Source organism: Marinobacter fonticola (assembly GCF_008122265.1).
In the GTDB taxonomy this organism is placed as follows: Bacteria; Pseudomonadota; Gammaproteobacteria; order Pseudomonadales; family Oleiphilaceae; genus Marinobacter_A; species Marinobacter_A fonticola.
Window position 1 is genome coordinate 2806594 of sequence record NZ_CP043042.1, and the last position, 12985, is coordinate 2819578.

Below are 12985 nucleotides of genomic sequence, written 5' to 3' on the forward strand. Positions count from 1 at the left end.
CAGCAAGCCAGAATCCAAACCTTCCCTAGCCAAGCCGCTTCTCAAGGATGAGGTTGGCCAGCCCACCCACCGTCTGAAACCTCTCGCTTTCAAAGTCATCGTCGTCAAATTCAACATCGAAGCGCTCCTCGAGTTCTGTAATAAAACCCAGCAGGGATAGCGAATCGACGTGCCCCGCCGGGAGATACTCGTAGTCTTCGAGATCGCCTTTCTGCGGAAGTGGCCCGCGCTTCTCAAGTGCGCCGGCGATAGCACCGACAACCTCGGCGCGGAACTCCGGATCTTTGACTGAATATTGGATCATTGCTGTGTGTTACCTTTTTCTTCAATGAGATAGATCCACTTTTCCTGTTGCACTGACGTCACTACGGCGTCCAACAGGCGGATACCCTCGGCTGCATGCTGCACACCGAAAACGTGGGGTGTACTGACGGCCCTGCCTTCCTTGAAATCGATAACCGCATCGGCCAGATCCACATACAGGTTGGCGAAGGCCTCGATGAATCCAGCCGGGTGACCGGCCTTGAAGCGTTCGTAGCGACGCTGGTTGGCATGGCTCACGTCTCCGGCCCGGTCGACAATCTCCCGTCGGCCATCGGCATGGTTCAGAAGGAGTTCTTCCGGACTGGTTTGCAGCCACTCGGCGCTGGCCTTGCGGCCGAAGATGCGAACCCTCAAGCCGTTGCGATAACCAAGTGCCGACTTGCTGTACCACATCTGGCACTGCATACCGTCCTGGTAGCGCAGCATGCAGGAAACATTATCAACGATACCGTCGAACCAGCCGTGACTGTCCTGGTCGGCGACAACCTTGAGTGGCTTCTTATCCGTCAAATACTGGTTTAGGTGATGGAGATGTACGGCCAGGTCCAGATAGATGGTTGGAATCTCACCATCTTTCAGTCGCCAGGATTGCGGGCAAGGTCGCTCGCCCGAAGGCGTCAGGCGGATAAAACCTTCCTGGGGCATCTCGATCTGAATCTGCAGGATGTCCCCCAACTCACCGGACACTACCTTTTGACGCAGTTCCCGCAGCATGGGGTAGCCGCTGTAGTTATAAGTTACGGCCAGAAACCCGCCTGTTTCCTCCAATACACGCTCAATGCGCTCTATTTCCCGCCGGTTGCAGACCAAAGCTTTCTCGCAAATCACGGGAAAGCCAGCTTCGAGGGCCGCCTCAACCATCTCCGCATGGGAAGGCGTCGGCGTAAGAACCACGACGGCGTCGGCCCTGCCTTGCTCTTTTTCCAGAAGCGTTTTCCAATCCGGATAAAGCCGGTCGGACGATACGCCCCATCGCTCCGCCGTCTCGGCATTGACGTCCGGACGCGTGCTGAAACAGCCGGCCGCGAGAGTCCAGCGGTGATCCATCTGGCTTGCGACATTATGTGTATAGCCAACGGCCGACGCGATAGAGCCGCCAATAAAGGCCAATTCCAGGGGTTTCGGTTGCTTCTGGTTCAAGCTCATACCTCGAATACCGGGGTCATTGTCTTTGCCTGCTCCGCAATTGCCTGCCGATCTATCTTGGACAGCCCACTGCGGGGTATAGCGTCGAAAGCGTAGATACGGCGAGGCTGCTGATAGTCACTCAGCTCCTGTAAACATAGCAGGCGCAGGCGGCGTATCAGTTTTTTGTCGAGTTCCGCAGCCACAAGGGCAACAGCGACGGTCTCACCCAGCGTCGGATCCTCTACGGCGAACACCGCGCACTCTGTCACCGCAGTATCGCTATTGAGCACATCCTCCACATCCCGGGGATAGACATTAATGCCTCCGGTGATGATCGTGTGCTTCTGCCGTCCCAGGAAATACAGGAAGCCGTCCTCGTCGAGAGCGCCGATATCGCCGGTACGAAAATAGCCGTCGTGAAGCGCGGCATCGGTCTTTTCGGGCAGCTCGTAGTACCCTGAAAATGACAGTGGACTACTGACTTCGATCTCACCCGGCTCCCCCGCGGGCTGGATATGGCCGTGAGCGTCGACGATACGGATGTCGACACCGGGCACAGCGCGCCCGACGGAGGCCCATTTTTCCGGGAAGGCCGTCGCATTCAGGTCGGAGACCGTAGCCACTTCGGAGGCGCCATAACATTCGTGGAATTCGCCACTGAAGATCGCCATAAAGGCCTTCTTGCTGTCGAACGACAATCGCTCGGAGGACGAGACCAGTACCCGCAAGCACCGTGGAAGACGCTCACTTTTGGCATGACAATGATCGACAATGCGCCGGACCTGGGTAGAGACAATCATGGTGAACGTAACGCCGTGACGCTCGACCTGCTCCAACCAGCTCTCCGCGGAGAAATGGGGCTGCAGTACGCTGGTAGCGCCCACCATCAACGGCAGCAGTACCAGTCGTTCGGCCAACGAGTGGTATAACGGCGTGCATGCGATAACCACATCCTCTTCGGAAAGGCCATAGACGGCGCAAGCGCTTTGCGCGCGGGCCACTTTCGTCTGCTGGCTAAGAACGATGGGCTTGGGGTCGCCTGTCGAGCCGGACGTCAGCGTGAGAATAAAAGGCACATCCTCTTTGCAATCAAGGGCCGGCTGCGCTGTGATGCCTCCCGATCCTTCATGCTGAGTTTTGAGCTTTTCATAGCCGTCCACCTCTCCACCTGCAACGATCCAACGGACTCGCTCACTCCCAAAATGCCGATCCAGCTCTGCAACGCGGGCATGCCAGACGACACAGGTCTTCACGCGTGTCCTATCGAAGACAGCTTCGATGGCCCGGGGGCCAAGGCTCATGGAATGAGGCACAAGCACCAGTTCACACTTGGCCGCGGCCATCAGCAAAATCACGAACTCGCGACAGTTCGGCAATAGCACGCCCAGGTGATCGCCCCTGCGCAACCCTATCTCCGTTAGGTGAGTCGCTGCCGCTTCAACGGCTCCGCCGAGTTCGCTGTACGTTTCCCGATGGTCTTCGATGACCAGCGCCGTCTTGCGCGGAAACCGGGCGACCTGCCTGGCAAAGCGGGAGTAGATCAACTCGTTCATACGACTTTCATCAGTTTCAGAAAGGTCTCGCTTTTCAGACGATGCCGGATGGCCTGCTCGGAAAGGTAGACATCGCCCTCACTCGAGGTCTTTGCCAAAAAGGTATTAGCCGCCACGAAGGTTTTCGGCGCCACCTCGATACCATGGGCTGCTGAAGCATTCATGCCGAACACTGACCGATCGCCAATGCGGGTTTCGCCGCCAATAGCAACGCCACCGTTCAACCAGCAACCATCGCCGAGCATCGTCCCATGGCCAAGGTTGACGTGGCTGCTCAGGAAATTGGCGCTGCCCAACCTGGAGCCGGGGTGAATAACGGCATATTCGAGAATGATATTGTTGTCGCCCAGCTGTGTGGAAGGATACAGGCGAACGGTCGAGTCAACGAAGTTCGCCAGTTCATAGCCTTTGGCCCGGGCCATGGCGCAGCGCTCGACGCGAATCCGGTTCATACCCGTGTAACCCACGGCCACCAGCATCCGATAGCAACTTGGGGCATAGTGCTCCTCCACGTTCTCGAACGGGAGCAGCGGCAAGCCACAAAAGGTTGAAGACTCGATCAGCCGCTGCTCCATGGTAAACGCCACCGTCTCGTACTGGGGGCTCACGATCTCAGCCATCATGCGGGCCATATGGCCATTTCCGTAGATAACGAGCTGCTGGCGTTTCATAGTTTAACAACGGGTTCAGATGGGACCGACTTGACGATATTGCAGATGTCGTGAATCTGCTCGGGAGTCAGGCCGACAAAAATGGGCAGGCATAGCACGCGGCCAGCCTGTTCCTTACCTACATTCGTTTTTTGTTTCGAGTAGAGGCCGAGCGTCCCAAGCGCCGGATAGAAATAGGCACGGCTGTCGTACCCATGCTCCTCCAGCCGTTGTCTGACACGGTTTCGATGGGCCACATCATGGCAGAGGATCGGCATGTAAGCCCCGTTTCGAGAGGCGTCAGCGAAAGACAATGGCATTTCGGCCCAGTTCGAGAGTTCGCGGCAATACAGATCCTGGACAATACAACGCTGCTCAATGATGTCATCCACACTTTCGAGAACAGCCAGCCCCATGGCTGCGTGAAGCTCGCTCATCTTTGCATTGATGCCGACATCGACTGGAAACCCGTCTCTGAAACCAAAGTTGATGATTCGACGAGCCAGCTCCAGATCAGCCGGATCCTTGAACACGATGGCGCCACCTTCGCCGGTATGGAACAACTTGGTAGCATGGAAGCTAATCGTTGCCGCATCCCCCCAACCCAGAAGGCTCTTACCCTGATAGTCGACGCCAAATGCATGGGAGGCGTCATAGACCAGTTTGAGATTTCGCTCACGGGCGAGATTCTCAAAAGCCTCTACGGCGCAGGGGTTTCCATAGGTATGCACAGGCACCAGGGCCTTGGTAGACACATCGATGACCTGCGCTGCCGAAACCGGATCCAGGTTCAGGGTTGACGGGTCGAGGTCAGCGTAGCGAGGCTCCAGACCTTGCCACACCAGGGCTGAACTGGTCGCAGGAAACGTAAATGGCGTGGTGACCGCCGAGCCGTCCTTGATACCCAAAGCAGCTACCGCTATCTGGATCGCCAGCGTTCCATTGCCAACCAGCAGCATGTTCTCAACGCCGAGATACGCTTCCAGCCGGGACGTAAGCTCCTGGACCAGCGGCCCATTGTTGGTCAGTTGGCGCGACGCGTAGACCCGGTCCAGGTAGTGCTCGAGCCTCTCGCGAGGTGGGAGAAACGGCCTAGTGACTGGAATCATATTCGTCCACCAAAGTGCGCACATAGTCTCCGTAACCATTGCTGGCACGGTAGGCCGGTAAGGACTTGAGATCGCTCATTGTCAGCCAGCCTTCGTTGAGGGCAATTTCCTCCAGACAAGCGATCTTGAACCCCTGGCGCTTCTCTATGGTTTCAACAAATTGCGCAGCTTCCAGCAGACTTTCATGGGTACCGGTATCGAGCCACGCGAAACCCCGGTTTAACTGCTCAACGGTCAGCTTCTGCTCTTCAAGGTAAACCTGGTTGATGGATGTGATTTCGAGCTCCCCTCGAGTAGAGGGTCGTACGGACCTGGCGATATCGACAACACGATTGTCATAGAAGTACAACCCAGTCACGGCGTAACTGGATCTGGGTTTAAGCGGTTTTTCCTCAACGGAAATAGCGCGCCGGTCCCGATCGAATTCAACAACACCGAAACGCTCCGGATCCCGGACCTGGTATCCGAAGATGGTTGCACCCTCTTCCCGCCGGGCTGCTTCGCGCAATTTGGGTGAGAAGCCCTGGCCGTAAAAGATATTGTCGCCAAGCACCAGGCAAACCCGATCACCATCAATAAACTCTTCCCCAATCAGGAATGCCTGCGCCAAACCTTCCGGCGCCGCCTGTGTCGCGTAGGAAAGCCGCAAGCCAAAATTACCGCCGTCCCCGAGTATCCTCCGAAAGCCCTCGTTGTCCTCGGGCGTGGTGATAATCAGAATGTCGCGGATACCCGCCAGCATCAACACAGATAGTGGGTAGTAAATCATTGGCTTGTCGTATACCGGCAATAGCTGCTTGGACACACCCATGGTTATAGGATACAAGCGCGTGCCTGAGCCGCCGGCCAGGATGATCCCCTTCATAGAACGCTTACTCCCAGGGTTCCCAGTCGTCGGCCCTCAGCCCCGCTGCGCTCCAACCAATCGCGGTTGCCCAGGTACCATTCGACCGTAGCCTCTACACCAGACTCAAAGGTGTGTCGCGGCTTCCACCCAAGATCGAGCAACCCCTGGCTGGGCGCAATGGCGTATCGCCGGTCATGGCCGGGACGATCTTCGACAAACCTGATCAGTGACTCATAGCCTCCAATTAGAGGATGTTGTCGCTGCAGACTCTGGCAAAGTGCCTTTACTACCGTCAGGTTCGTGCATTCGGATTGCCCGCCCACTAAGTAGGTGTCACCAATACGGCCCGATTCGACAATACAATAAAGCGCACGGGCGTGATCCTCAACGTGCAACCAATCACGGATTTGGTCGCCTTGACCGTAAAGCGGCAAAGTTCTGCCTCGGAGCGCATTTAGAATAATCAGCGGAATGAGCTTCTCCGGATACTGATAGGGGCCATAGTTGTTGGAACAGTTACTCAGCAAGACTGGAAGCCCATAGGTACGACCCCAGGCCCTGACTAAATGGTCCGAAGCCGCCTTGCTCGCCGCGTAGGGCGAACTTGGGGTATAGGGAGAATCCTCGTTGAAGGGGTCCGCATTCGGCGCAAGATCGCCAAAGACCTCATCGGTACTGACGTGATGAAATCGGAAGCGCTGTTTTCGTCCTGTTTCCAACCTGCCGTAATAAGCTCGCGAGACCTCAAGTAAGACGAGCGTTCCCATAACGTTGGTCTGTATGCAGATTTCGGGGCCATCAATCGAACGATCGACATGGGACTCGGCTGCAAGATGCATCACGGCATCCGGTTGATGATGGTCGAAGATGCGTGCCATCGCCTCGCGATCACAGATATCGGCGCATTCAAAGGCGTAGCGTGCCGACGCGACCACCGAGTCGAGCGCTTCGGAGCTAGCGGCGTAGGTTAACTTGTCGACATTGACGACGGATACCGGGGTCTCATCTATTAGGTAGCGGGTCAATGCTGACCCGATGAAACCGGCCCCACCGGTCACCAGAATCTTCATAATTGTCGTTTTTCTCGCTGCGGCAATCTTGAGCATAGTTCAGCAACTTTCGTACCGAAACTCGTCAAATGTCTTTTATTCAATAAAAATGCCTTAAGTAATAACGCGTTAAACATTCCGTACAAAACCTGGCACAACTTTCGCTCTAATCACCTCAAACACTGCAAACCTATTCCAGAACTGCAGATTCTTGCCGCCCATGTCGAAAAGCGGCATGAGCGATACGAGGTGATCCATGTACGCACAGCATCATTCACAGGCAGCCCAGCATAGCCAGACGGCAATCGCGCACTTGCTGCTCGAGGCCAACGCAGCCTACGGCGAGTCTAACCATCCCAACAGTAGCTACGTCCGTCGGCTCGACGCCCGCGAAGAATGCCGCCAGCTACTGGTTCAGATCACCGGTATAACCGAAGACAACGCTGCAGCCTGGGGGCTCCTCGGCCGCGTCGAGATGGACGAAGGTAACCTGGACGAAGCCCAGGCCTTGTTCCAACGCAGCCTGGCAATCGATCCGGAGCAGGCCCAGCAATATAGCAATCTCGGCTACTGGGCCCTGGCCAGCGAGCGGCCAGCGCTTGCCGAGCAGTATTTCCTCGAGGCTCTGGAGCGTGATCGCCAGTCCGCTTCGGCGTTTTGTGGTATCGCCCACGCCAAACGCCGGCTCGGACAGTTCGACGTGGCCTACCTACACTATCGCAAGCTGCTCCAGTTGAACCTGAACTGGCCGTCGGTCTACAGCGGCATGGTTGCCTGCGCCGCGAACTTGCACGTGGATCAGGCCGATCAAGAGCTGGCTAACGACGCCATCACGTTACTCAGTCGCGATGACATCCCCCATCAGGAGTTAGGCCGGTTTGTCGCGGGCATACTGCGTCAACAGTACGATTTGAACAATCCTAGTGCCGAGGTGTTGCTCGAAGCCGCCGGTCAGGATGAGCTTCTGCTGCTCGCGCTGGAAAAGACACTCATGCCCGATGCTGCCATCGAAGAGCTCGTGACACAGCTGCGCTACGCTGTCCTTGCCGAGGTGGCGAACACCGCTGAGCTGCGAGACGAACTCCACCGCCTTGCTGCAGCCATTGCTCTCTACGTCGACCGCACCGGCTACGCGCTAATGATTGGCGAGGACGAATCTCGCCTGGTGGCAGCCATCGACGACAGCATCAACGCTCAGTTCGCCATGGGCGAAGACATGCCATCGATTGCCGGTTCTTTGATGATCAGCGCCATGTACGGCGCGTTGTTCCATCAGACATTCGCTGTTCGCATGGGCCAGTGGAGCCTCATCGAATGGCCCGTGGGCCTGCAGCCGTTAATGGCCACAAGCTATTACAACCGTGCCACCGAGGAAGCCATCAAGCAGAACTTCGAGGAGAAGGTGGAGGAATTGGCGCTCGCCCCCGCGGACGTGCCCCAAGCTTGGCCGGCCTGGAATCGTCTGGCGCCACGACCGAAAAGCAGCCTGAAAGCGCTGATGAAATCCCGTCTGCGCCTGGAGACGGAAGGTCTGCCAGATACTTTGCGCATCATGGTGTGCGGTGCGGAGTCGGGTCAGCGTGCGTTGGAGCTGGCTGCCAGCCTAAGCGATGTTGAGGTTATTGCGGTCGACGAGTCCCTATCCAACATTGCCCGGGCCGCACGCACCGCCGAGGAGATGGGTCTGGAGCATATCGTGTTCTGGCCTTGGTCACTGGCTAAACGGTTTATTGCCGATGGCCACAAGGTGCATTGGATCGAGATGGGCCGCCTGCCCTCGGGAAACACAAGCCAGGTCGCTTTGGCCGCATTGATCAACGATGCCTGCGAGCAAGGTGCCGTGGTGCACTTGCATACCGAAGCTGCGGGGCAAACAACCGCCGATATCCAGATCCAGCAACTGATTGCACAGCATCAACTACCGCAAACCAGCGCAACACTTCGCCGTTTGCGCCGGATGGTGATTAACAATGCCCAGGATCCCACTTGGCAAGCGTTGCTCGCCAGCACTGATTTTTACGGCTTGGGCGGCTGCCACAACCGCTGGTTCCGCCCTCAGGATGCCGAACAGTTGAGCCGACTAATGGGACTGATGAGTAATGAAGTAGACTGGAAACTGGTACGCGCCCAGGACAGCGACGGCCATGCCCTAGCGTTACCCCCCGTCCAGCGACAGCTTCAGGCTGAAGCAACCGGCAGTCATGTGCAGAGTGTGTTGGGGCAACCGCTTACGCTCTACTTTATGAAGCGGCGTTAAACAGTAGTCTGCAGAACGACAGCCAAGCCATCAGCGACGCCGGGCAATGTAGCCGGCGCTTCGGCATCGGAGGGCCCGCCAGGGCCCCCTGAGTATGAACGGCAGGCCTGTGGTCTGCCCGGAAGCTGAAGCTCCCGCTACATTTGCAGGTACTGCATGACAACCTAACCAGTAACGCCCCACTCGGTGCAAAACAGCTCCCAGTCGGCCAGCTCATCCACATCCCAACGGGGCTCCAATTGACAGACCTGAAACCCGGCGGCAGAGAGTGCGGCCTGCGTTTGAGCCAAGGCTTGGTCCGTTCCCCAGTCAATACCGGCAAGCGCGCCGCCTAAATCCGTTCGACTGCCGATCAACACAAAACCCCCGTCATTGGAAGGACCCAAGACAACGTCGCTGTGCTCAAGCGCGGACAGCGCCTGGCGAACATAGTTCGGGTCAACGGACGGGCAATCACTGCCGACGATCACAGCCCGATCCGCCGATTGAAGGGTCGTGCTCAGGGCGTGGCTCATACGCTCACCGAGATCCTGCCCCACCTGGCTTTGCGGAGGGATCCTGTTTGCTTCGAGTTGGGCCAGTATCCGGGCGGCGTACTTCCTGCTGCCGGGTTCGGGCTTATCCCACCAAAAGTCGACGGGGCAGCCCACCTCGAGAAGATTGCCCAGCACCGTACACGTGAGTTCGATGTGAGCGTTCATCGCGCCATAAGCGCCCAAGGCCGCAGCCAGCCGGGTCTTGACCCGCCCTGGCTCGGGCCACTTGGCGAATTGCAGGATGCTACCGCTCTGATCAGCGGTCTGGTGTGGGAGCGACATCGGGATAATAGATCCTTGCTAGGGTTGCTGGATCCTCACCTCGCCAATAGCGCCAACGCAAGCGCCACATCAGCAGTATCGTTTTCCAAGGACCGTGTTTTTCCCAGCGACGACTGTCGGTCAGCGCCTGGGACGAAATACAATAGGGGCGGGACAATCCAAGCAGCCGGCGACTGAGCGCAACATCTTCCATTAAAGGCAAAGGTTCGAAGCCGCCCACCTCCTGAAACATGGCGCGGCGAACGAATATGGCCTGATCGCCCGTACAAATTCCGGTCAACCGCGACCGAGCATTCATCAGCTCGCCGATCAGGCGGTAAAGCCAGCGGTCACCGCTAAGCCGCACATCGAACCGCCCCCATGCCGCCGGGCTATCAACGAACCGCTGCAGGTTCTCGATGCCATCAGAGGGGAGATGGGTATCTGCATGAAGAAAGACCAAAACCTCGCCACCGGCGAAAGCGGCACCGGCATTCATTTGGCTGGCCCGCCCCTTGGGTGCCTGAACAACCCGGTCGCACAGCGGCTCCGCTAAAGAAATCGTATTGTCTTGGCTCCCGCCATCCACCACGATGACCTCGTGTCCGGCCTCCCGCCATGCCTGAAGCCCCTCAAGCGCCGCAGCGATCGAAACGGATTCATTGAGCACAGGCACGACAAAGGAAACGTGCAGAGGGACCGTGACCACGGGCAGCTCCAACTCCATCGAAAAAGGGGCTTAAACTAACAGCTGATACGCCTTCCGCCAACCTGTCCGGTTGAGCCAGACGCTTACCCTGGGTATCATACCCGACCTCTCGCCCCCGTAGCTCATCTGGATAGAGCGGTCCCCTCCTAAGGGACAGGTAGCAGGTTCGAGTCCTGCCGGGGGCACCAATAACCGATCCAGATAACCCCAATACCTTCCTGAAACCCCTGATTTTACGCCTAATTCGCCCTCTTACTGGCACTAACAGGAACTCTTAGGACATCACTGGATATACCCGCAATTTGTGGGTAATCTTGCGGGTATCGCATTTGCACTGCTCCACGCATACCCACAGGAGTCACGCCAGTGAGCCGGGCCCTTAATAAATTAACGGATAGTGCCGTCAAAAAGGCATCCTCCGACGGACAGAAGCAACGCAAGCTTGCTGATGGTGGCGGACTTACTCTCATTGTTCGGCCAGCGTCAAAGGTCTGGTGGTTTCGGTACCGGTTCGCAGGCAAGGAAAAGACCTTCAGCCTGGGCAGCTATCCAGAGGTGCCCCTGAAAGATGCGCGCGAAGGGCGTGACGAAGCCAGGAAGCTGCTGGCGCAGAATATCGACCCAGTGAACCATCGGCGGACGGAAAGCGCCAAGCATCGCAACGCAGCGGCGAACACGTTCAAGGCCATTGCCAACGACTGGTTGAAGCGGCAAGAAGGCGAACTCGCACCCGGCACAATCAGAGTCACACGCCGTCGTCTCGAAAGCCATATCTTCCCGCACATAGGGCAGATCCCGGCAACAGATATCGAGCCGCCGCTCGTACTCCAGGTGCTGCGCAAGCTGGAGACCAAGGGCAAGCACGAGACCGCCCATAGAATGCGCCAGCGCATCAGCCAGATATTCAGGTATGCCATTGCTGATGGCCGGGCGATCCGCGACCCTGCTGCCGACCTCCGGGGCCTCCTCAAATCAGCACCAACCACAAACCGGCCTGCATTAACCAAGCCGGCGGAGGTAGGCGCCCTGCTCCGAGCCATTGAAGCCTACTCCGGCCAGCCGACGACATGCGCGGCGCTGCAACTGGCTCCGATGTTATTCCTTCGCCCTGGCGAGCTGAGAAAAGCCGAATGGCCCGAAATTGATCTCGAAAACGCGACTTGGACCATACCCGGGCACCGCATGAAGGGCACCTTGAGAGCAAAGCGAGCCGGCAAGGTACCGGACCACCTGATTCCGTTACCAGAGCAGGCGGTAACGGTTCTCGAAGTGCTGCAGCGGATCACCGGTCACCGCCCGTACGTATTCGAAGCCATCAAGCCCGGCCGCCCGCTGTCTGAAAACACCATCAATACGGCGCTGCGATCGATGGGCTTCGATGGCGACACCATGGTTGGCCACGGCTTCCGGGCGACGGCATCAACCCTGCTCCATGAGATGGGCTGGCAGCCGGAGGTTATCGAACTGCAGCTTGCCCATCGTCAGCGGAACCAGGTTGCCGCCGCCTATAACCGATCCGCTAGGCTAGAAGAACGGACGGCAATGATGCAGCAATGGGCAGACTACTTGGACAATCTGAAGAAAGGCGGTTCAGTCGTTCCGTTTAAAGCCAAGAGGGAAGCATGAAAATGGCCAAGTTGAAAGCGAAAGAATGGATGACCATCCCGGAAGCTGCCTCCTTTCTCAATCATATAGCAGGTCAAGAACAGACCATCACAGAATGGGACATACTCCATTACGCGGCATCAGGAGACCTCACACTTTCCATAAAAACGTTCTCTCGCGTGCCCGGCATTTATGGATACTTCTATCCGAGGGGCTCACGGCCGCCGCAACCTGAGACTGATCCTCCAGACTTCGACGGTAAAGTTTTTTACCTTTCCCAGGCTTCAAAGCAGACCGCATCTCAACTCCGCCTGTATGAGGCGGTGAAAAAATGGGAAACAGAGGAGCCAGATCCGAACGCAATTTGGGAGGGCCCGGCGCTGGCTGCCATAGATGAAGAGTCGGCGCTCCAGCCAGGTGTTTGGGACATTCTCTACACAACCATGGCTCAAGAGTACCTCGAGAGCCACTGGAAGAGATGCACCGACGAGAGAGATCTCAATCCAGCTGTCCCGCTGAATATACTTAGCGCAAACTTCGCTAAGATCGACGAGAGAGGCACGGAAACATCTACGTTTGAATTGTGCTTGGTTGAACCTGAACAAGCGGGTGCCGCGCTCGTGAGACTACCCGATCTGCTGCCCGGATCAATACTTTGCATTCGACCTCAAGCATTAGAGGCGCTTTTCGAGGCCTCGCAAACATCGAGCAGTTCAGAGCTCTCTACCAAAGAGAAGAAGACCTACCTCAGAGTCATAAGGGCGCTCTGCGAGCACCACAAAGACATCGACCTTGGCAAGCATTCGACTGCGGCCGCCCAGGTCATAGCAATGGCCGACTCTCTCGGGCTTTCTATTCCAAGTAAGCGCAGTCTTGAGAACCTACTGAAAGAGGTACGCAACCTAGAAGATTGAGCGCAATTGCGCCCGCGAGCTGCGCAATTGCGACAATGTCACC

General features: G+C 57.2%; 12 protein-coding genes and 1 tRNA gene. 4 read left to right on the plus strand and 9 right to left on the minus strand.

The genetic code is table 11. The annotated features are described in order from the left end of the window. Positions 1 to 25: 25 nt before the first annotated feature. Genes FXO11_RS12395 through rfbB form a run of 7 tightly spaced genes read right to left on the minus strand, consistent with a single transcriptional unit; the run spans position 26 to position 6681 of the window. Positions 26 to 304, minus strand: coding sequence for a phosphopantetheine-binding protein (locus FXO11_RS12395; protein ID WP_148863259.1), 279 nt, complete (start codon positions 302 to 304; stop codon positions 26 to 28). Next, positions 301 to 1470 carry a Gfo/Idh/MocA family protein gene (locus tag FXO11_RS12400; RefSeq protein WP_148863260.1) on the minus strand — a complete coding sequence of 390 codons (1170 nt, stop codon included), beginning with the start codon at positions 1468 to 1470 and terminating at the stop codon, positions 301 to 303. The genes FXO11_RS12395 and FXO11_RS12400 overlap by 4 nt, the downstream gene beginning before the upstream one ends. Beyond that, positions 1467 to 3005, minus strand: a complete 1539-nt coding sequence (locus tag FXO11_RS12405; protein ID WP_148863261.1) for a class I adenylate-forming enzyme family protein — start codon at positions 3003 to 3005, stop codon at positions 1467 to 1469. The genes FXO11_RS12400 and FXO11_RS12405 overlap by 4 nt, the downstream gene beginning before the upstream one ends. Then, a complete protein-coding gene (locus tag FXO11_RS12410; protein WP_168203164.1) occupies positions 3002 to 3637 on the minus strand; it encodes an LbetaH domain-containing protein in 636 nt (211 codons plus the stop codon). The genes FXO11_RS12405 and FXO11_RS12410 overlap by 4 nt, the downstream gene beginning before the upstream one ends. Positions 3638 to 3672: 35 nt before the next feature. After that, positions 3673 to 4764 (minus strand): DegT/DnrJ/EryC1/StrS family aminotransferase, encoded by a 1092-nt coding sequence (locus FXO11_RS12415; RefSeq protein WP_148863263.1) that lies wholly within the window; start codon positions 4762 to 4764, stop codon positions 3673 to 3675. After that, entirely contained in the window at positions 4748 to 5629 is an 882-nt protein-coding gene (rfbA, locus tag FXO11_RS12420; protein WP_148863264.1) for a glucose-1-phosphate thymidylyltransferase RfbA, read from the minus strand. Before rfbA ends, FXO11_RS12415 begins: the two co-directional genes overlap by 17 nt. After that, positions 5626 to 6681 (minus strand): dTDP-glucose 4,6-dehydratase, encoded by a 1056-nt coding sequence (gene rfbB, locus FXO11_RS12425; protein WP_148863265.1) that lies wholly within the window; start codon positions 6679 to 6681, stop codon positions 5626 to 5628. The genes rfbA and rfbB overlap by 4 nt, the downstream gene beginning before the upstream one ends. A gap of 235 nt (positions 6682 to 6916) precedes the next feature. Between rfbB and FXO11_RS12430 the strand changes: the two genes are divergently transcribed. Next, positions 6917 to 8917 carry a tetratricopeptide repeat protein gene (locus FXO11_RS12430; RefSeq protein WP_148863266.1) on the plus strand — a complete coding sequence of 667 codons (2001 nt, stop codon included), beginning with the start codon at positions 6917 to 6919 and terminating at the stop codon, positions 8915 to 8917. Between the two features lie 164 nt (positions 8918 to 9081). On the opposite strand, the gene FXO11_RS12435 is transcribed toward FXO11_RS12430, so the two are convergent. Beyond that, positions 9082 to 9735, minus strand: a complete 654-nt coding sequence (locus FXO11_RS12435) for a TIGR04282 family arsenosugar biosynthesis glycosyltransferase (protein ID WP_148863267.1) — start codon at positions 9733 to 9735, stop codon at positions 9082 to 9084. After that, positions 9710 to 10423 carry a TIGR04283 family arsenosugar biosynthesis glycosyltransferase gene (locus FXO11_RS12440; RefSeq protein WP_227545893.1) on the minus strand — a complete coding sequence of 238 codons (714 nt, stop codon included), beginning with the start codon at positions 10421 to 10423 and terminating at the stop codon, positions 9710 to 9712. The genes FXO11_RS12435 and FXO11_RS12440 overlap by 26 nt, the downstream gene beginning before the upstream one ends. A gap of 111 nt (positions 10424 to 10534) precedes the next feature. On the opposite strand from FXO11_RS12440, the gene FXO11_RS12445 reads away from it, so the two are divergent. From FXO11_RS12445 to FXO11_RS12455, 3 genes are all read left to right on the plus strand, one after another. Continuing rightward, a tRNA-Arg gene (locus FXO11_RS12445) sits at positions 10535 to 10611 on the plus strand. Positions 10612 to 10789: 178 nt separating this feature from the next. Next, a complete protein-coding gene (locus FXO11_RS12450) occupies positions 10790 to 12049 on the plus strand; it encodes a tyrosine-type recombinase/integrase (RefSeq protein ID WP_148863269.1) in 1260 nt (419 codons plus the stop codon). After that, the gene (locus FXO11_RS12455; RefSeq protein ID WP_148863270.1) at positions 12046 to 12942 is read left to right on the plus strand and encodes a hypothetical protein; all 897 of its coding nucleotides are present in this window, start codon (positions 12046 to 12048) and stop codon (positions 12940 to 12942) included. Before FXO11_RS12450 ends, FXO11_RS12455 begins: the two co-directional genes overlap by 4 nt. Positions 12943 to 12985: the final 43 nt, after the last annotated feature.

Bases quoted from the DNA above. Each gene is read 5' to 3' on its own strand.
- FXO11_RS12455 (WP_148863270.1), top strand. From the start codon at position 12,046: ATGAAAATGGCCAAGTTGAAAGCGAAAGAATGGATGACCATCCCGGAA.
- FXO11_RS12400 (WP_148863260.1), bottom strand. From the start codon at position 1,470: ATGAGCTTGAACCAGAAGCAACCGAAACCCCTGGAATTGGCCTTTATT.
- FXO11_RS12435 (WP_148863267.1), bottom strand. From the start codon at position 9,735: ATGTCGCTCCCACACCAGACCGCTGATCAGAGCGGTAGCATCCTGCAA.
- FXO11_RS12430 (WP_148863266.1), top strand. From the start codon at position 6,917: ATGTACGCACAGCATCATTCACAGGCAGCCCAGCATAGCCAGACGGCA.
- rfbB (WP_148863265.1), bottom strand. From the start codon at position 6,681: ATGAAGATTCTGGTGACCGGTGGGGCCGGTTTCATCGGGTCAGCATTG.
- FXO11_RS12410 (WP_168203164.1), bottom strand. From the start codon at position 3,637: ATGGCCCGCATGATGGCTGAGATCGTGAGCCCCCAGTACGAGACGGTG.
- FXO11_RS12405 (WP_148863261.1), bottom strand. From the start codon at position 3,005: ATGAACGAGTTGATCTACTCCCGCTTTGCCAGGCAGGTCGCCCGGTTT.
- rfbA (WP_148863264.1), bottom strand. From the start codon at position 5,629: ATGAAGGGGATCATCCTGGCCGGCGGCTCAGGCACGCGCTTGTATCCT.
- FXO11_RS12415 (WP_148863263.1), bottom strand. From the start codon at position 4,764: ATGATTCCAGTCACTAGGCCGTTTCTCCCACCTCGCGAGAGGCTCGAG.
- FXO11_RS12395 (WP_148863259.1), bottom strand. From the start codon at position 304: ATGATCCAATATTCAGTCAAAGATCCGGAGTTCCGCGCCGAGGTTGTC.